A 17,258-nucleotide genomic window follows, 5' to 3' on the forward strand; every position below is an offset into this window, starting at 1 on the left:
CATGAGTAATCTTTTACCTTACGCCTACGCCCGCGATTTCGGCTTGCTGGCCCGGCCCGGCGCGCAGGAGGGCGACGCGGTCGAAGTGCTGGTGGCTGCTGCCACTGCACCGGCGGCGATAGCCGAAGTGTCGCGCCGTTTCGGCCAGATCCAGCTGACGGTCATGCCGCGTGGTGAACTCGACGCCGCCATCGCCAGCGCCTACGCGGGCGGCGGCGGTGACGCCTCGCAGATGGCCGATGAATTCGACGCCGACCTGGACTTGACCAAGCTGCTGCAGGACGTGCCGGCCATCGAGGATTTGCTCGAATCGTCCGACGACGCGCCCGTGATTCGCATGATCAATGCACTGCTGACGCAGGCGCTGCGCGAAGGCGCATCCGACATCCATATCGAACCGTTCGAGCAGACCTCGGTCGTGCGCTTCCGCATCGATGGCAGCCTGCGCGACGTGGTACGCCCGCGCAAGGCCATCCACGGTTCGCTCATTTCGCGTATCAAGATCATGGCGCAGCTCGACATCGCTGAAAAGCGCTTGCCGCAGGATGGCCGCATCACCCTGCGCGTGGGCGGCAAGCCGGTCGACGTGCGCGTCTCGACGCTGCCGACCGGCCATGGCGAACGGGCCGTGCTGCGTTTGCTGGACAAGGAAGCGGGCCGCCTCGACTTGCAGCATCTGGGCATGAGCGCGCCGATGCTGAAACAGTTCGATGGCCTGATCACGCAGCCGCACGGCATCGTGCTGGTCACGGGGCCTACCGGTTCGGGCAAGACCACCACCCTGTACGCCGCGCTGTCGATGCTGAACGCCACCACCACCAATATCCTGACGGTGGAAGACCCGATCGAGTATGACCTGGCTGGCGTGGGCCAGACGCAGGTCAATTCGCGCATCGACATGACGTTTGCGAAAGCGCTGCGGGCGATTCTGCGGCAAGACCCGGACGTCATCATGATCGGCGAGATCCGCGACCTGGAAACGGCGCAGATCGCCGTGCAGGCTTCGCTGACGGGCCATCTGGTGCTGGCGACCTTGCATACCAACGACGCTTCGGCGGCCGTGACGCGTCTGCTGGACATGGGTATCGAACCGTTCCTGCTGTCGTCGTCCCTGCTGGGCGTGCTGGCGCAGCGCCTGGTGCGAAAATTGTGCGGCTCTTGCAAAACCTTCGATGGTACCTATTGGCAGGCGGTGGGTTGCGAGCATTGCGGCCACACGGGTTACCAGGGCCGGGTCGGCGTGTATGAATTGCTGCGCACGACAGAACAGATACGCGCACAGATCCACAACCGCGCCTCGGAAGCGGAAGTGCGCACCGTGGCCCTGAAGGACGGCATGACGGGCATGCGCGAGGACGGCGAACGCTGGCTGCGCGATGGCACGACGACGCAAGCCGAACTGCTGCGCGTGACCAAAGACTAGGCCCGCCACCATGCCCGCATTCCGTTATGAAGCCGTCGATGCGCAAGGCGCCACCCGCAAGGGCGTGCTCAATGCCGACAGTCCCCGTTCCGCCCGCGCCGAACTGCGCCTGCAAGGCCTGGTGCCACTGGCCGTCGACCTGATCGCCGCCCAGGTCGATGCGGCCGGCGTCACCAAGCGCCGCGGTTTTGGCGAGCGCCTGACGACCACCGAGCTGGCGCTGTTTACGCGCCAGCTGGCCAGCCTGCTGGAAGCGGGCCTGCCACTCGAGCAGGCGTTTTCCGCGCTGCTGGAGCAGGCCGAACGCCCGTATCTGCGCGACCTGATTGCCTCGATCCGTTCCGAAGTGATCGGTGGCGCGGCGTTTTCCGACGTGCTGTCGCGCCACCCGCGCGACTTTGCCGAGATCTACCGCGCACTGGTGGCGTCGGGCGAGCAGATCGGCCATCTGTCGCGCGTGCTGTCGCGCCTGGCCGATTACATCGAGCGGCGCAATGCGCTGGTGCAGAAGGTCAAGCTGGCTTTTACGTATCCGGCCATCGTGACGGTGGTGGCGTTTTCCATCGTGATTTTCCTGCTCACCTATGTGGTGCCGCAGATCGTTTCCGTGTTCGCCAATACCAAGCAAAAGCTGCCGGTGCTGACCATCATCATGCTGGCCCTGTCCGACTTCGTGCGCCATTACGGCATCGTGGTCGCCATCGCCCTGATCGGCGCCTGGGTGGCCTGGCGGCGCGCGCTGCAGCAGCCGGCCTTGAAGCGGCGCTGGCATACCTGGCTGCTGACGGCGCCTTTGTATGGCAAGTTCGAACGCAGCCTGAACACGGCCCGTTTCGCCAGCACGCTGGCCATTACGACGGGTTCCGGCGTGCCGATTCTGCGCGCGCTCGACACCAGCCGCGATACGCTGACCAATGTGGCGATGCAGGAGCTGGTGGAAGAAGCCAGCGGCGCCGTGCGCGAAGGCGTGAGCCTGGCGCGTGCGCTGTCGGCGCAAAAGCATTTCCCGCCCATGCTGATCCACATGATACGCGCCGGTGAAATCACCGGTGAACTGCCGGCCATGCTCGAACGCGCCGCCAGCGCCCAGGAGCAGGACCTGGAGCGCCGCACCCTGACGATCGCCGGCTTGCTGGAACCGGCGCTGATCCTGGCAATGGGCGTGGTGGTGCTGCTGATCGTGCTGGCCGTGCTGATGCCGATTATCGAGATCAACCAGCTGGTACGCTAACAAGAATTCAAGGAAGCCATGAAGCGTTTGCCTCAATTAACAAGTCTGATCGCCGTCGTGGCGCTGTCCGTGTCGCTGGCCTATTGGGCCATGCAGCTGTTCAAGGCGCCACAGCGGCCCATCAATCCGCCGGCCGTGCCGGTGGTGCAGGACGCCAGAGTGGAAGCCGGCGCGTCGCTGTTCGGTGGCCAGGTCAGCGTGGCCAGCGTCAGCAATTATCAGTTGCGCGGCGTGGTCGCTGCCGGCAATGGCCGTGGTAGCGTGGCCATCATTTCAACCGATGGCAAACCATCGGTGGCCTTGCCAGCCGGCGCCGAAGTGGCGCCTGGCGTGACGGTCAAGGAAGTGCAGCCGCGTTATGTGGTGTTGCTTGATGGCGGCGTGAGCAAACGGCTGGAACTGCTTGCCGACGACAAGGCGCTGTCGCTGCCGGGCACAGTGGGACCCGTGCCCGGGCTACAGCAGCCGGCGCCCAGCCTGGTGCCGCCACCGATGCCGGCCGAAGCACAGCAACGCCCGGGTGGCGTGCTGATGCCGGCGGCAGGGGGCGTGGTATCGCAACCACAGCCGGCCACACCACCGACGAATTGACGATCGCAGCGATGCATCACACCGGCGGCTGCCGTTCAGCCGTCGTCACAGGAGTTCCTATGTTCTTGATCCGCACCCTGCTGCTGGGCTGCGTGGCGACACTGTGCGCCTTGCCAGTTTTCGCCGCCACCCCAGCCACCCCAGCTATTCCAGCCACCCAGCCGGCTGCTGATGCCGCTGCTGCGCCGGCGCGCCCCCGTATCGCGCTGGTGCTGTCTGGCGGCGGCGCGCGCGGTTTCGCGCATATCGGCGTGTTGAAAGTGTTGCAAGAATTGCATGTTCCGATCGATATGGTGGTCGGCACCAGCATGGGCGGCGTGGTGGGCGGCGCTTATGCGGCCGGCGCTTCCGTGGCGGACCTGGAAAAAATGGCGCGTGAAACTAACTGGGACCGGGTGCTGGCGGACCGGCCTGCGCGCGACGACCTGATCTTCCGCCGCCGCGAAGAAGACTTGCTGCTGCCGTCGCGCATCGAGTTCGGCGTCAGCCGCAATGGCATTTCCACCCCGCCGGCTGCGGCCAGCAATGCGGCGCTGGAGATGGCCTTGAACCGCTTGCTGCCCGCTGGCATGCGCGACCGGCCTGCCAGTCAATTGCCGCTGCCTTTCCGCTCGGTGGCGTCGGACCTGGTCAACGGCGAGCTGGTGGAACTGGTCGACACGCCGCTATTCCTGTCGATGCGCGCGTCCTTGGCCGTGCCCGGCGTGTTTGCGCCGGTGCGCGTGAATAACCGCCTGGTGGTCGATGGCGGCCTGGTACGCAATCTGCCGGTCGACATGGCGCGCGCCATGGGCGCCGATATCATCATCGCCGTCAACGTGGGTACGCCGCTGGCGCCGGAAAAAGAACTGGGCAGCGCTATCGGCGTGGCGCAGCAGATGCTGCAGATACTCACGGAGCAGAACGTGCAGCGCTCGATCAAGGAACTGCATCCGCAGGATATCCTGGTGGCGCCCGACTTGGCTGGCGTGAGTTTTCTCGATTTCCAGAATTACGCGCGCGCCATGCGCGCCGGCGAGCAGGCGGCGCAGGCGCTGGCCGCGCGCCTGGCGCCGCTGGCGCTGCCGCCGGAACAGTATGCGGCCAGGGAGCAGCTGCGCCTGGCGGCGCCGGCCCTGCTGGACGTGGCGCTGCCGTTGACGCGTTTGACGGTGGAGAGCGAAGGGCAGATCAATCCACGCATCCTCGAGGCGCAATCGGGGCTGGTCGAAGGCCAGCTGGTGAGCCAGGAGGATGTGCTCAAGGCGGCCAGCAAGCTGTATGGCCGCGGCGACGTGGCGCGCGTGGAATCGGAAGTGGTCGATGTGGGCGAGCAGCGTGAGGTGACCCTGAAAGCTACCGAAGCGCCATGGGCCAGCAACCGCCTGCGCGTGGGCCTGGAACTGGCCAGCGATTTCAATGACAAGAATACCTTTGCCATCAAGCTGATGCATGTGCGCTCGAACCTGAACGACTGGGGCGGCGAGTTGCGCAGCCTGGTGCAGATCGGCACCGACCGCAATTTCTCGATACAGTATTTCCAGCCGCTGGGCGCGGGCAGCCCCTGGTATCTGGCGCCGACCATCCAGTACAACTCCTCGTCGCTCGACCTGTTCGACAAGGGCCGGCGCACTGCCCGCATGTCTTACAATGGCCAGGGCGCCTATCTGGCGCTGGGCCGCCAGTTCGGCTACTGGGGCGATTTGCAGGTGGGCGTGGCGCGCAGCGAGAGCCGGGGCAATATCTCGATTCCGGCCGACCTGGGCGCGCCTGAAGCACGCGCGCTGGGCACCACCAAATTCGTCAAATTCCGTGCCGATACGCTCGATGCACCGGGCTTCCCCACGCGCGGCATGCTGATAGACGCCACCTGGACGCAGTCGTCGACCACGGGTTCTGCCGAAAAAGCGCTGGGGCAGTCTTCGGTCTCGGTGATGAAGGCGCTCGGTAGCGGCAACTGGGCCGGCCATGTGTATGGCGAATGGGCGCGTGCGCAGCGCGGCGAAGCGCCGCTCAGCCTGGGCGGCTTCCTGCGCCTGTCCGGCACGCCATCCGATTCGGTCTCGGGACGCAGCATTGCGCTGGCTCGCTTTGTCATGGCGCGCCGCATCGGCTCCTTGCCCACCACGTTTGGCGGCGCTGTGCGGGCCGGCTTTTCGGTGGAGATGGGCGGCGGTTTCGACCAGAGCGAACCGTTGCGGCGCAGCGTCTTCACGCAGGCGTCCAGCGTGTTCCTGGCCGTCGACACGCGTTTTGGCCCCGCCTATCTGGCCACCGGCTCGAGCAAGGGTAATACGGGCACGGTTTATCTTTTCCTGGGACCGGTCTGGTAAGGCAGCGCGGCCGGCGTGTTCGCCGGTGCGCTGCGGCGCAGGGCCGTGAAGGCGCCAAATTCCCATGAGCGAAAACCCAGCAGCAAGGTAAATCCATCGCGCTCGGCCGGCGCCAAACGCCGGTCGCTCTGGTGCAGCCGCGCCAGTTCCTCGGCCAGCTGGCGTATCTTTTGCACCATTTCCTGGGCGCTGGGCAGGCACAAACGGGCCGGGATGCACATCAGCGTTTCACCGGCGCCATCGAAATGCCCGCTGAAATAATCGGCCACCACGTGCTCACGGAAGTACTGCTGCACGGGACCGTCGGCCAGCCAGTGAAAGGCGTTCGAGACACGCAGGCTGTAGCGGTTCAGCGGCTTGAGTTCGATCAGGCCCAGGCGGTCCAGTTCGGCCAGATAGCCTATGCATTCGGCTTCGCTCAGCGCATACGTTTCGATCACCTGTTCCAGATTCCAGTGCCCCAGGCAGCAGATCGCCACCAGCAGCAGGCGCGGGTGCGCGATCAATGATTTTTCCTGCACCAGGGTGAGCGTGTCGGCATGCGGCGTGATGTCGGCCGCGCCACGCAGCACATCTTCCATGGCGATGCCGGCCGCCTTGCAGATCAGGGCCAGGCGCGATAGTGACATATCGTTCTGGCCGAACATGCGCTTGACACTGGACTCGCTCATGTCGATGCGTTCGGCCAGTACCTTGTAGGTGATGCCGGCGGCGCGCAACTGGGTGCGCAGCACGCGCAAGACCAGTTCGGGCGAACTCATGGCCGTTCTTTCATGGCATATCCTTTTTACAAAATTGGTCGCAAATAACGGTACTCAATGTAGTCTTTAACGGCACTTTGCACAAGCAGATAGTACTTTTTAATAAAAGCACCGACACTGTATCTGCTCGCCCGCATAGCGCGCAAGCACCAGGAAATCCCACCACTTGCAGAGGTTATTCATGTCACCACAACACATCATTCCAGCGGCGATGCTGGCGCTCGCCGCTTTCGCTCCTTTTCACGCTTCGGCGGCAGATGCCAACGCCAACCCAGGTCCCGTCTATGCAGGCGCCAGCTACGGCTTCCGTACCAGCACCGGGCTCGATTGCGCGCCAGGCCAGCAAGATTGCGACAAGAACAGCAAGCGTAGCGCCAAGGCCTACGTGGGTTACAGTTTCGATGCACTGCCCTTTCAGGGCGGCGTTGCCGTGCCTGCGATTGAGCTGGTGGGGTACACCGGCGGCAGCGTCACCTCCGGCTTCGATACGGCAGCGGGAAAAGTGGCGGGACGCGGCAAGTTTAACGGCGCCGGCGTGCAAGGCGTGCTCGCTTACCACTTCGATGCGTTTTCCGTGAGCGGGCGCGCCGGCGTGGCTTACACGAACGCTAAAGTCGATTACCTGACAGGCGGTTCGGACAAGGAGAGCAAGGCGGGGCTGATGTACGGTCTCGGTACGGCTTATGCGCTGAACCAGAACTGGTCGCTGCATCTCGACTGGGACCGCGTGCCCGTGAAATATAACGGCAGCCAGAAAACCAGGGCCGACATGTTTTCGCTGGGCGCGTCTTACCGCTTTTAACGCTCGACTTTGAGCAGCAGCTTCGCCAGCAAGCGTTTTTCTTGCTGGCGCTGGCCAGACACCGTTTTGACGTGCGCCCCGGCCGCGCGCTGCTTGGCAGCGGCGGCAACCGGGTTGCGCGGTTTTTGCGAGGGTTCGACGCGGAACTGCATTTTTTGCCGCGTCGCCAGGGCCTTGTTTGCCACCGTTTCCTCCTTTGCCGTGATTACAGCATGCAGTTACAACACGTAGCGCGACAGGTCTTCGTTGACCGACAGCGCTTCCAGGCGCTGGTTCACGTAGGCGGCATCGATGACCAGCAGGTTTTCGCTGGTGCTACTGCCTTCGCTGGCCGTAAACGATACTTCTTCCAGCAGCTTTTCCATCACCGTGTGCAAACGGCGCGCACCGATGTTTTCCGTGCGCTCGTTGACCGAGTAGGCGATTTCAGCCAGGCGCGTGATGCCTTCCGGCGCAAATTGCAGCTTCAGGTTTTCGGTCGCCAGCAAGGCTTCATACTGCATCGTCAGGCAGGCGTCGGTGCTGGTCAGGATGCGCTCGAAATCGGAGATCGACAGCGATTCGAGTTCCACGCGGATCGGGAAGCGCCCCTGCAATTCCGGGATCAGGTCGGACGGTTTCGACAAGTGAAAAGCGCCCGAGGCGATGAACAGGATATGGTCCGTGCGTATCATGCCGTACTTGGTGTTCACCGTCGTGCCTTCGACCAGCGGCAGCAGGTCGCGCTGCACGCCGGCGCGCGAAATGTCGGCGCCGCCAGACTCCGAGCGCGAGGCTATCTTGTCGATCTCGTCCAGAAAGACGATGCCGTTCTGTTCCACGTTCTGGATCGCCTTCTGTTTCAGCTCGTCTTCGTTGAGCAGCTTGGCCGCTTCTTCCTCGATCAGCAGTTTCAACGCTTCGCTGATCTTGACCTTGCGCGCCTTCTTGCGTGCCTGGCCCGCGCCCGAAAACATGGACTTGATCTGCTCCGTCATTTCTTCCATGCCCGGTGGCGCCATGATTTCCATTTGCGGGCCCGCTTCGGCCAGCTCAATCTCGATTTCCTTGTCGTCCAGCTCACCCTGGCGCAGACGCTTGCGGAAAGTCTGGCGCGTGCTGTCGCCGCTGCCGCTGCCGCCGGTGTCGACTGCCGCTGCCGTATTCGGCGTGAAGCCGAAGTCGCGCGCTGGCGGCACCAGGATATCGATGATGCGGTCTTCCGCCGCATCTTCGGCGCGCACGCGTACTTTTTTCATTTCCGAGGCGCGCGTCTGCTTGATGCCGATGTCGATCAGGTCGCGGATGATGGTGTCCACGTCGCGGCCGACATAGCCCACTTCGGTGAACTTGGTGGCTTCGATCTTGATGAAGGGCGCCTCGGCCAGCTTGGCCAGGCGGCGCGCGATTTCGGTCTTGCCGACGCCCGTAGGGCCGATCATCAGTATATTTTTCGGCGTGATTTCATGGCGCAGCGGCTCGGCCACCTGCTGGCGGCGCCAGCGGTTGCGCAAGGCGATCGCGACGGCGCGCTTGGCCTTGCCTTGTCCCACCACATGCTTGTCGAGTTCAGCGACGATTTCCAACGGGGTCATGTTCATGATCATAATCTGCTCGGCTTTCGTGCTTAATCTAAAGTTTCGATGATGTGCGACATATTCGTATAAATGCACAGTTCGGCAGCGATGGTCAGCGACTTCTTGATCACTTCGGCTGGCGACAAATCCGTATTTTCCTGCAGCGCCTTGGCGGCCGACTGGGCGTAGGTGCCGCCCGAACCGATCGCGCCAATGCCGTCTTCCGGCTCCAGCACGTCGCCATTACCGGTGATGACCAAGGTCGATTCACTGTCGGCCACCAGCAGCATCGCTTCCAGGCGGCGCAGCACGCGGTCGGTGCGCCAGTCCTTGGCCAGTTCTACCGAGGCGCGCAGCAAATTGCCCTGGTGTTTTTCCAGCTTGCCTTCAAAGCGGTCGAGCAGGGTGAAGGCGTCGGCCGTGCCGCCGGCGAAACCCACCAGCACCTTACCTTGATATAGCTTGCGTACCTTGCGGGCCGTGCCCTTCATGACGATGTTGCCCAGTGTTACCTGGCCGTCGCCGCCCAGGGCGACTTGCTTGCCGCGCCGTACGCAGAGGATGGTGGTGCCGTGAAATTGTTCCATATTGACCTCAAAAGTTCGTGCAAAGCCGTGCGATGGCGCACCGATTGTTCAAAAATGGGGATGGAAAAGGCAATTGCAAGCCGGATTCAGGAGAGATGTGCTTGTTCCAGTGTAGCCGGAGCTGGACGAAAAAAAAGCATGCAAGGAAGTTGCATGCTTTTTTCAGGGATGGCCGCCAGGGCCGGGCGATCAGTCGCCGTACAGTTTCTGTTTCAGTTCGCGCCGTTGCTGGGCTTCCAGCGACAGGGTGGCGGTCGGGCGGGCGATCAGGCGGGGGATGCCGATAGGCTCGCCCGTTTCTTCGCACCAGCCGTAATCGCCGCCGTCGATGCTGGCGATCGATTGTTGTACTTTTTTCAGCAGTTTGCGTTCGCGGTCGCGCGTGCGCAGTTCCAGCGCATGCTCTTCCTCGATCGTGGCGCGGTCGGCCGGATCGGGCACCAGCACCGTTTCGCGCAAATGTTCGGTGGTTTCGCCTGCGTTTTTCAGCAAGTCTTTCTCGAGCTGTTGCAGACGCGCCTTGAAGAATGCCAGCTGGGCTGCATTCATGTAGTCGTCCTCGCTCATGGCGCGAATTTGCTCTTCGCTGATGAGAGGGATCTCTTGGTTGGCGGCCGGGGTCGATTTATTAGTTTTGGTCATAACTTCGCTTACCTTCGATACGACAGAGTTTTCAAATTGATCAGTTACTGCGGCGATGCCGAGCAACTGTACAGGTTCCGCTTGGCATTGCTGTCCGGCTGTACTGCTTGCGACCTTGGCTTGCCGGCAGACTGCTATCCGGCTGCATTTGCCATGTTGATAACTTTTTACCGCTATATGCCAGTCTCGCTGTTGCGTGCGTCGACCTGCGTAGTGGGGTGGATCGATTTCATGCCTGGCAATGGCCAGCGGCAGTTTGCCAGCATTTCATGACAGGTTAACGACAAGGGCCGTTTTCGTCGCTGATTTTGGCACGCTTTGCTTTATATTGCCATCCCGATTTGTTGACGGGCAGATCAGATACGGCCACTTGTTGGTTTATTCCAGCAAGTTCCAGCAAAATCGTCGTCAGACAGAGGGAAAAGCGTGTTTTCTTTCCCTTTCCTGTTTGCAACGGGCCTTTTGCAAAACCCGGCTAGTTTATACCAAACATTGTTCGAGTCCGCGAATAAAAATGTCTTTTGGTAGATTTTTGCCAATAAACACCATTTTGCTGCCGCGCACTTCATCTTCGCCCCATTTGGCGCCCAGGTCGCTACCCATCAGCTGGTGCACGCCCTGGAATACGACTTTACGCTCGGCGCCCTGCATCAGCAGCACCCCTTTGTAGCGCAACATGCGCGGACCATACACTTGCACCAGGCCACCCAGGAACTCGTCGAGCTTGGCGCTGTCGAACGGTTGCGTGCTCTTGAAAACAAAGGCGGCGATATCGTCGCTGTGCTGCGGGTGATGATGGTCGTGGTGGCCGCAGTCAGTAGCGCAGGCATCGCTGTGCTCATGCTTGTGCTCATCGGCGTGCTCATGCTCATGCGCATGGTCGTGGTCATGTACATGGGCGCTTTCGGTGGCCAGGAAATCCGGGTCCAGTTCCAGCTTTTCATTCAGGTTGAAACCGCGGATATCGAGCACTTCGGCAATCGGCGCACGGCCAAAATCGACTTTGCCTATCGGTGCGCGCGGATTGATGCGCTTGATGCGGCGCGTCAATGCGGCCACGTCGTCTTCGCTGACGAGGTCGGTTTTCGACAGCAAGAGCTTGTCGGCAAAGCCCACTTGCCGCTGCGCTTCTTCGTATTCGTCGAGCTGTTTCATGGCATGGCGCGCATCGACCACGGTGATGATGGCGTCAAGCATGTAATGACTGCCCACTTCTTCATCGACAAAGAAGGTTTGCGCCACCGGGCCGGGATTGGCCAGGCCCGTGGTTTCGATGACGATGCGGTCAAATGCCAGCAGGCCGGCGTCGCGCTTTTGCGCCAGCGCCGTCAGGGCCACGATCAGGTCGCCGCGCACGGTGCAGCAGATGCAGCCGTTGTTCATCTCGATGATGTGTTCGTTGCTGTCCTGCACCAGGATTTCATTGTCGATATTTTCCTGGCCAAACTCGTTCTCGATCACGGCGATGCGCATGCCATGGTCTTCCTGCAATATGCGGTTGAGCAAGGTGGTTTTGCCGGCGCCCAGGAAACCGGTGAGTATGGTGGTTGGTATCAGTGCCATGAAGAGTGCCTATGCTGTGTGTCGGTGGTGCCGCCGTACAAGTCGGCGAATCCGGACGATTATGCCGGAATTTTGCAAATGCTTGCAAACAGCGGCTATCCGCTTGATATGGATCAGGCTGCGGGTTTGCTTATTTGAGCTTGGCGCGCGGGTGGGCCTGGTCATACACCTGGGCCAGGTGCTGGAAATCGAGCGCCGTGTAGACCTGGGTCGAGGTGATGCTGGCATGGCCCAGCATTTCCTGCACGGCGCGCAGGTCGCCCGACGATTGCAGCACGTGCGAGGCAAACGAGTGGCGCAGCACGTGCGGATGCACATTGGCGGGAATCTCAGCGCTCAGCGCATGTGCTTTCAAACGCAATTGCAGCACCCTGGGCGAAATGCGCGTGCCACGCGTGCTTAAAAACAGGGCAGCGCTGCCATCCCGGGCCGGCGGGCGCACGGCCAGCCAGCTTGACAAGGCGACCAGGGCGGCCTTGCCAACGGGCACCTTGCGCATCTTGCTGCCCTTGCCGGTGACGATGACTTCGAAGCTGGCCATGTCGATCCAGCCCAGCGAGGCGGGCAAGCCGTTTTCTGCCTTGCAATAATGCGTATCGAGGCTGGTCAGCTCGGACACCCGCAATCCGCTGGAATACAGCAGTTCGAACATGGCGCGGTTGCACAGCTGTTCCGGCTCCGGCTTGCCTTGCGGGTGGGCCGCAGGCGCGACCAGGCGCACTGCATCATCGACCGACAAGGCCTTGGGCAGGCTCTTGGCCCGCTTGGGGGCGCGGATGCCGTCCACCGGGTTAGCGTCAAGCACCGTTTCACCGCTGAGCCAATTAAAAAAGCCGCGCCACGAGGACAGCTTGCGCGCGATCGAACGCGGATCGAGTCCGCCCGCATGCAGCTTGGCCGTGTAGCGGCGCACTTCGTTATGCGCCAGCGCGGTCCAGGCGATATCTGCGCTGAGCGTCAGCAACTCGCGCAGGTCGCGCGCGTAGGCCGCCACCGTGTGCGGCGACAGCTTGCGCTGCGTGGCCAGCTGGGCCAGGTAGGCGTCCAGCCAGTCAGCCTTGCTGCGCGAGGCAGGCATATCAGTGCAGCCTGGCTGCCACCAGCGCATGCAGCGCAGCGCTGGCGGTGGCGCCGATATGCACCAGGAAATCGGTGCCCATGCTGGAGGTGAAGCGTTCGCTGTCAGGCGAACCGAGCACCAGCAAGCCGAAGGTGTCGCCCGTGCCCGGCGTGCGCAGGGCGATCATGACGGTCGATTCCACCTTGTCTGCCTGCAGCCATTGCACGGCTTCAAAGTCGTGGTTGCTGCCGCAATACGGGGTTTGCAAGCCATTGGCGAACATGCGCACATCGGCCGTGATGTTCTGGCTATACCAGGCGTCGGCGTATTCGGGCGCCAGCTGCCACAGGCGCAGGCTGACATGGGGCACGCCGAAATTGCTTTGCAGGGCGTCGACCAGCACGCGCGGCATGGCGGCATCGTCGCGCACCTGCAGCATGGCCTGGTTCCAGCCGTGGAATTTGCTGGCAATTGCGCCATTTTCTTCGGCGACGCGGCTCAGTTTGGACATGCGCAGTTCCAGCGCCTTGTACTTGTCGCGCATCACTTCCATCTGCCGCTCCTGCAGCGAGATGGTACGTCCTGTCAGCGGACTGCTGAGCTTAACTTCACCGAGCAGGCTGGTGTGTTCTGCGAAGAAGTCCGGGTGCTCGCTCAGATACTGGGCGACGGTGCTTGAATCGAGTGTGGCAGTCATGGTTGGTGTCAGGAGGAAGAAAGATGAACGCTTGATTCTAACCGAGAGTGCGCTGCAGACGGGGCAAAGTTGGCACTGTTCCTTGTTGGCATGAAAAAAGCGGCATGGTTGCCCATGCCGCTTTGTTTTCTGCGCTGCGAAGGCGCCCGCTGCGGGCGCCCGTTGCCGGCATCAGAAGTTGTGGTGCAGACCGACGCCGATGTAATTGGCCGAGCTGACGGTTTTCTTGTTCGAAATATCTGCGTACAGATAGGTGCGTTTCGACAGATTGTAATCGTAGCCCAGCGATGCCTGCTTGGTCTTGGTGACGCCATCCGGCGTTTTTTGACCGTAACCAGCGCGAATCTTGCCTGGGCCGACATCGTAGTTGGCGCCGACCAGCCACGCCTTGGTGTTGGTGTTGATGATTTTGAAGTTTTCATCATTCTGATGCTGGTACGAAGCCATCAGTTTCAGTCCCGAATCCAGCGGATTGACCGAGCCGCCGACCGACCACAGTTTGGCCTGCAGGGCATTGCGCTCGTAAGCGCCCATCAGTGCAAACAGCGGGTTGGTGTAGGTCACCGAGACCGAGTAAGGATTCGAGCCTGCCTGCGCATTGGCTGCCACGGCGTAGTTGCCGCTCGGGTTAGCTGCCGATGGCGCTACGAATCCGATGGCGGCGTTGCCGGTACCTTCCTTGGACGCCACGGTGGCGTTGAACTGGAAGCCTTCGATGACGGGCGAGTTATAGAACACGGCATTCGAGAAGCGGTTACGCGAGTTGCCAGCCGGGCTCAGCGGATCGCTGCTGTAGCCGGCCACTTGCAGGTCGGTCTGGAAGCCGACTGGCGTAGGCATGCCCGACCATGGTTCAAAGTAGGTGCTCGTTTCCTGGAAAGCGGTCAAGCCACGGCCCAGGCGCACGGTACCGAAGTCGCCTTGCAGGCCGACGCGGCTTTGACCCTGGAACAGGGGACGGGTGTTGTTTTCCAGCGTGCCGGTATCGGATTCGTAGCGGATTTCCAGTTGGAACAGCGCTTTCAAACCGCCGCCCAGGTCTTCCGTACCCTTGAAGCCCAGTTTGTTGTTGTCACGTTTGGTGACGATGGCGGTGTTGCCGGTGGCTTTGGCGATGCCGGCATCGATCGTGCCGTAGATCTGGACGGACGACTGTGCATGTGCGGCACCGGCGAATGCGCCGAAGATGGCGATGGCAACGAGTGATTTTTTCATGTCTGATTCCCTATATAAAAGTGATTTCCGTCAGAGTCCCGAGCAGATTGAAACGCGGCAAATACTGCATTCCGATGAAGCAACCTTAAGTGTTCAGCACGCCAGCCACATGGGATTGGTCAAATAGGCGTGAAAAGATTGGTGAAAAGCACCATAAAGCGCATCGGCTGTTGTATTTTTGTAACGCTGCACAGGGTGGCGGTTCCAGCGTGTTCCCGCTGTCATTAGCTATTTCGCTATTGGTAAAATGATAGCAGCTAGGTGATGAGTGATAAAGAAAATGTTGCGCTAAATCAAGTTTTTGTCCGTTTTCCACGATTTTTTCGGGGTGAGGACGTTACACTGTGAGACAGGCTGATCAATATGACATCTCTTTTTGGGATGGCAGGCGTGAACAGACCCGGAGACTGCACATTATTAGAATCATTGACTCAATATCGAGAATCGATGGCAAATCGCGAAATACTAGGCTTGATCAAAGGGGCCAGGGCCGGCGATGTACGCTGCCAGCTGGCATTGGGCAGGGTGTATCTGTTTGGCCAGGGCGTACCGCGCAGTGTGCCCACCGCCTTGCACTGGCTGGCGCGGGCGGCGCAGGAGCAGAGCGAGGAAGCTTGTTTGCTGATCGGCACGCACGTGCCGTTCGAGGTGGCGCTGCCGTCGGCCAGGACGCTGATCCCCTATTATCAACAGGCGTTTGACGCCGGGCTGGCGCAAGCGGGCCTGGTGCTGGCCCAGCTGGTACTGGGCAACGCCAGTTTTGATTGCAACATCTTGCGGGCCAAGGCCAGGCTGGCACTGGAAGCGGCGGTGCGTGCCGGCTTGCCAGAGGCGCAATGGCTGCTCTCACGCGAAGATGGCCCGGGTCTCGCGGATAGCGATGTCTGCGAACCGGGCGGCATCCATGGCGCGCCGCTGTATGCCTGGCTGGAACAGGCGTGGTGCAGCGGCGACCAGGGCGGCTATGTGTCGCGCGCCTTGCCGCTGGCGCGGGAATTGTTGCGGCGCCAGGCGGTGCAGGGCGCTGGCCGCATGACACTGGAAAGGCAGCAGGTGTTGCTGCTATCGCGCTGTGCCCAGGCGCTGGCCCTGACTGACGCACCGGAAAGCTGGCAATGCTGCGAGCTGGCGGCCCATGGCGGCGACCGCACGGCACAGCTGGAACTGGGACTGGGCTTTGCGCGCATGGATGCGCACGGCCGGCGCCTCGCCACGCGCAGTGGCGCGGCCAATTTCAAGCGCGCCGTGCGCTGGCTGACGCAGGCTGGCGAGCAGGGTCTGGCGGACGCCTGGTTCGTGCTGTCGCGTATCTATATCAAACCTGAATTTTCGCAACGCAATGTGATCGAAGCGCAATCCTGCCTGGAGCGTGCCGCCGACCTGGGGCATGCACCGGCCCAGCTCGAATGCGGCATGCATGCCTGGCGTAACCGGCGCGAAGGCGGCAACAGCGATGTGCGCGCCGCCTACTGGTTGCTGCAGGCGCAAGCGCAGGGCTGCAGCGAAGCGGAGTTGGCGCTGGCGAAGATCGCCCCTTGTGGCGACACTGGCGAGTGGGGCCAGGGCAGCGTGGCCCATGGCGGATCGCAGCGGCGTCAATTGCTTCAAAGCCAGCCCTTGCTGGCGGCGCGGCTGGAACTGGCGCGCTGTTTTCATCTGTCGCGTGCGGAAGCCTTGTTGCTCGATATCCATGCGGCTGATCAGGGGCATTGTCTGGTGATCGATATCAGCGCCACCCACGGTCGTGGCAAACGGCGGCTGGTGCTGATACGCACGGCACAGGAACGCCATCTGCTCGACCGTGTAGTACGCGTGTTCGAGCAGGTCGATTGCGGTGTGGAGGGGGCGGAAGGCAATTATCGCCAGCGCCTGTACCGCTTGAAATGTTATCTGACAGAATTGGAAACACCGCCGGAACGGGAGTTCCTGGCGGCATAGTTGCTGTTGGCTTACAGCTCGATCGTGCCTTCAAACACGGTGACAGCCGGGCCCGTCATCAGCACGCTCTGGCCTTCGCCTTGCCAGGCGATCGACAGTTCGCCGCCGCGGGCGCTGATGCGTACGGGCGAGTCGAGCAAGCCACGGCGGATACCGGCCACGGCAGCGGCGCAAGCGCCCGTGCCGCAGGCCAGGGTTTCGCCGGCGCCCCGTTCATACACGCGCAGTTTTACGTGCTGGCGGTCCACTACCTGCATATAGCCGGCGTTGACCCTGCGCGGAAAACGCCGGTGGTGTTCGATCAGCGGGCCCGAGCTTTCCAGGTCTTGCCCATCGACATCATCGACCACTTGCACCGCATGCGGATTGCCCATGGAAACGACGGACACCAGCACCGTGGCGGCCGTGCCAGGCAGGGCCAGGTCCAGCGGCCACAAGGTGTCTGCACCTTCCGTCACACCGTCGAGGCCGCTCGCATCGAACGGCACCAGGCCAGGCTCCAGTACGGGGGCGCCCATGTCGACCGTGATGCTGCCGTCCAGTTCCAGCCGTGGCGTGATCACGCCGGCCATGGTTTCCACGCTGATGGAGGCTTTGCCGGTCAAGCCTTTTTCGCTGACGAACTTGACGAAGGCGCGCGCGCCATTGCCGCATTGCTCGACTTCGCCGCCATCGTTGTTATAGATGCGGTAGCGGAAGTCGCAGCCGGGCAGGCGGGCTTTTTCCACCACCAGTATCTGGTCGGCGCCGATGCCGAAGCGGCGGTCGGCCAGGCTTTGCCACTGGGCCGGCGTGAAATCGACCTGCTGGTTGATGGCGTCGATGACGATGAAGTCATTGCCGGCGCCATGCATCTTGGTGAACTGGAGTTTCATGGTAG

At 61.9% G+C, this 17,258-nt stretch carries 16 protein-coding genes; 6 read left to right on the plus strand and 10 right to left on the minus strand.

Annotated elements, in window-relative coordinates:
• Position 1 precedes the first annotated feature (1 nt).
• The 4 genes from gspE to HDE72_RS01085 are packed head-to-tail and all read left to right on the plus strand — an operon-like array spanning position 2 to position 5,557.
• The gene (gspE, locus tag HDE72_RS01070) at positions 2-1,423 is read left to right on the plus strand and encodes a type II secretion system ATPase GspE (protein ID WP_183736880.1); all 1,422 of its coding nucleotides are present in this window, start codon (positions 2-4) and stop codon (positions 1,421-1,423) included.
• A 10-nt stretch (positions 1,424-1,433) separates the two neighbouring features.
• Complete coding sequence (gene gspF / locus HDE72_RS01075) at positions 1,434-2,654, plus strand: type II secretion system inner membrane protein GspF (RefSeq protein ID WP_183736882.1); 1,221 nt, start codon at positions 1,434-1,436, stop codon at positions 2,652-2,654.
• 18 nt (positions 2,655-2,672) lie between these two features.
• On the plus strand, positions 2,673-3,245 hold the full coding sequence (locus tag HDE72_RS01080) for a type II secretion system protein N (RefSeq protein WP_183736884.1): 573 nt from the start codon (positions 2,673-2,675) through the stop codon (positions 3,243-3,245).
• A 59-nt stretch (positions 3,246-3,304) separates the two neighbouring features.
• The gene (locus HDE72_RS01085; RefSeq protein ID WP_183736886.1) at positions 3,305-5,557 is read left to right on the plus strand and encodes a patatin-like phospholipase family protein; all 2,253 of its coding nucleotides are present in this window, start codon (positions 3,305-3,307) and stop codon (positions 5,555-5,557) included.
• On the opposite strand, the gene HDE72_RS01090 is transcribed toward HDE72_RS01085, so the two are convergent.
• Positions 5,530-6,318, minus strand: coding sequence for a helix-turn-helix domain-containing protein (locus HDE72_RS01090; RefSeq protein WP_183736888.1), 789 nt, complete (start codon positions 6,316-6,318; stop codon positions 5,530-5,532). The genes HDE72_RS01085 and HDE72_RS01090 overlap by 28 nt on opposite strands.
• A gap of 181 nt (positions 6,319-6,499) precedes the next feature.
• On the opposite strand from HDE72_RS01090, the gene HDE72_RS01095 reads away from it, so the two are divergent.
• The gene (locus HDE72_RS01095; protein ID WP_183736890.1) at positions 6,500-7,120 is read left to right on the plus strand and encodes an outer membrane protein; all 621 of its coding nucleotides are present in this window, start codon (positions 6,500-6,502) and stop codon (positions 7,118-7,120) included.
• Here HDE72_RS01095 and HDE72_RS01100 read toward each other — a convergent pair.
• The 8 genes from HDE72_RS01100 to HDE72_RS01135 all read right to left on the minus strand — a co-directional run bounded on the left by HDE72_RS01100 (position 7,117) and on the right by HDE72_RS01135 (position 14,440).
• A complete protein-coding gene (locus HDE72_RS01100; RefSeq protein WP_183736892.1) occupies positions 7,117-7,305 on the minus strand; it encodes a hypothetical protein in 189 nt (62 codons plus the stop codon). The genes HDE72_RS01095 and HDE72_RS01100 overlap by 4 nt on opposite strands.
• 33 nt (positions 7,306-7,338) lie before the next feature.
• Complete coding sequence (hslU, locus tag HDE72_RS01105; protein WP_311735178.1) at positions 7,339-8,700, minus strand: ATP-dependent protease ATPase subunit HslU; 1,362 nt, start codon at positions 8,698-8,700, stop codon at positions 7,339-7,341.
• Between the two features lie 26 nt (positions 8,701-8,726).
• Entirely contained in the window at positions 8,727-9,263 is a 537-nt protein-coding gene (gene hslV / locus HDE72_RS01110; RefSeq protein ID WP_183736896.1) for an ATP-dependent protease subunit HslV, read from the minus strand.
• A 189-nt stretch (positions 9,264-9,452) separates the two neighbouring features.
• A complete protein-coding gene (gene dksA, locus HDE72_RS01115; RefSeq protein WP_183736898.1) occupies positions 9,453-9,905 on the minus strand; it encodes an RNA polymerase-binding protein DksA in 453 nt (150 codons plus the stop codon).
• A gap of 480 nt (positions 9,906-10,385) precedes the next feature.
• The gene (locus HDE72_RS01120; protein WP_183736900.1) at positions 10,386-11,468 is read right to left on the minus strand and encodes a CobW family GTP-binding protein; all 1,083 of its coding nucleotides are present in this window, start codon (positions 11,466-11,468) and stop codon (positions 10,386-10,388) included.
• 130 nt (positions 11,469-11,598) lie between these two features.
• Positions 11,599-12,546, minus strand: coding sequence for a tyrosine recombinase XerC (locus HDE72_RS01125; RefSeq protein WP_183736902.1), 948 nt, complete (start codon positions 12,544-12,546; stop codon positions 11,599-11,601).
• Between the two features lies 1 nt (position 12,547).
• Entirely contained in the window at positions 12,548-13,225 is a 678-nt protein-coding gene (locus tag HDE72_RS01130; RefSeq protein WP_183736904.1) for a DUF484 family protein, read from the minus strand.
• A 171-nt stretch (positions 13,226-13,396) separates the two neighbouring features.
• Complete coding sequence (locus HDE72_RS01135) at positions 13,397-14,440, minus strand: porin (RefSeq protein WP_183736906.1); 1,044 nt, start codon at positions 14,438-14,440, stop codon at positions 13,397-13,399.
• A gap of 447 nt (positions 14,441-14,887) precedes the next feature.
• Here HDE72_RS01135 and HDE72_RS01140 point away from each other — a divergent pair, with 447 nt between their 5' ends.
• The gene (locus HDE72_RS01140; protein ID WP_183736908.1) at positions 14,888-16,378 is read left to right on the plus strand and encodes a tetratricopeptide repeat protein; all 1,491 of its coding nucleotides are present in this window, start codon (positions 14,888-14,890) and stop codon (positions 16,376-16,378) included.
• A gap of 11 nt (positions 16,379-16,389) precedes the next feature.
• On the opposite strand, the gene dapF is transcribed toward HDE72_RS01140, so the two are convergent.
• A complete protein-coding gene (gene dapF, locus HDE72_RS01145) occupies positions 16,390-17,253 on the minus strand; it encodes a diaminopimelate epimerase (RefSeq protein ID WP_183736910.1) in 864 nt (287 codons plus the stop codon).
• Between the last annotated feature and the right edge of the window lie 5 nt (positions 17,254-17,258).

It is taken from the genome of Janthinobacterium saanense, assembly GCF_014200675.1.
In the GTDB taxonomy this organism is placed as follows: domain Bacteria; phylum Pseudomonadota; class Gammaproteobacteria; order Burkholderiales; family Burkholderiaceae_D; genus Janthinobacterium.

Coding starts and splice junctions, on each gene's coding strand:
- dapF (WP_183736910.1), bottom strand. CDS start 17,253: ATGAAACTCCAGTTCACCAAGATGCATGGCGCCGGCAATGACTTCATC.
- dksA (WP_183736898.1), bottom strand. CDS start 9,905: ATGACCAAAACTAATAAATCGACCCCGGCCGCCAACCAAGAGATCCCT.
- hslU (WP_311735178.1), bottom strand. CDS start 8,700: ATGAACATGACCCCGTTGGAAATCGTCGCTGAACTCGACAAGCATGTG.
- HDE72_RS01085 (WP_183736886.1), top strand. CDS start 3,305: ATGTTCTTGATCCGCACCCTGCTGCTGGGCTGCGTGGCGACACTGTGC.
- HDE72_RS01090 (WP_183736888.1), bottom strand. CDS start 6,318: ATGAGTTCGCCCGAACTGGTCTTGCGCGTGCTGCGCACCCAGTTGCGC.
- HDE72_RS01080 (WP_183736884.1), top strand. CDS start 2,673: ATGAAGCGTTTGCCTCAATTAACAAGTCTGATCGCCGTCGTGGCGCTG.
- gspE (WP_183736880.1), top strand. CDS start 2: ATGAGTAATCTTTTACCTTACGCCTACGCCCGCGATTTCGGCTTGCTG.
- HDE72_RS01095 (WP_183736890.1), top strand. CDS start 6,500: ATGTCACCACAACACATCATTCCAGCGGCGATGCTGGCGCTCGCCGCT.
- HDE72_RS01135 (WP_183736906.1), bottom strand. CDS start 14,440: ATGAAAAAATCACTCGTTGCCATCGCCATCTTCGGCGCATTCGCCGGT.
- gspF (WP_183736882.1), top strand. CDS start 1,434: ATGCCCGCATTCCGTTATGAAGCCGTCGATGCGCAAGGCGCCACCCGC.
- HDE72_RS01130 (WP_183736904.1), bottom strand. CDS start 13,225: ATGACTGCCACACTCGATTCAAGCACCGTCGCCCAGTATCTGAGCGAG.
- hslV (WP_183736896.1), bottom strand. CDS start 9,263: ATGGAACAATTTCACGGCACCACCATCCTCTGCGTACGGCGCGGCAAG.
- HDE72_RS01125 (WP_183736902.1), bottom strand. CDS start 12,546: ATGCCTGCCTCGCGCAGCAAGGCTGACTGGCTGGACGCCTACCTGGCC.
- HDE72_RS01140 (WP_183736908.1), top strand. CDS start 14,888: ATGGCAAATCGCGAAATACTAGGCTTGATCAAAGGGGCCAGGGCCGGC.
- HDE72_RS01120 (WP_183736900.1), bottom strand. CDS start 11,468: ATGGCACTGATACCAACCACCATACTCACCGGTTTCCTGGGCGCCGGC.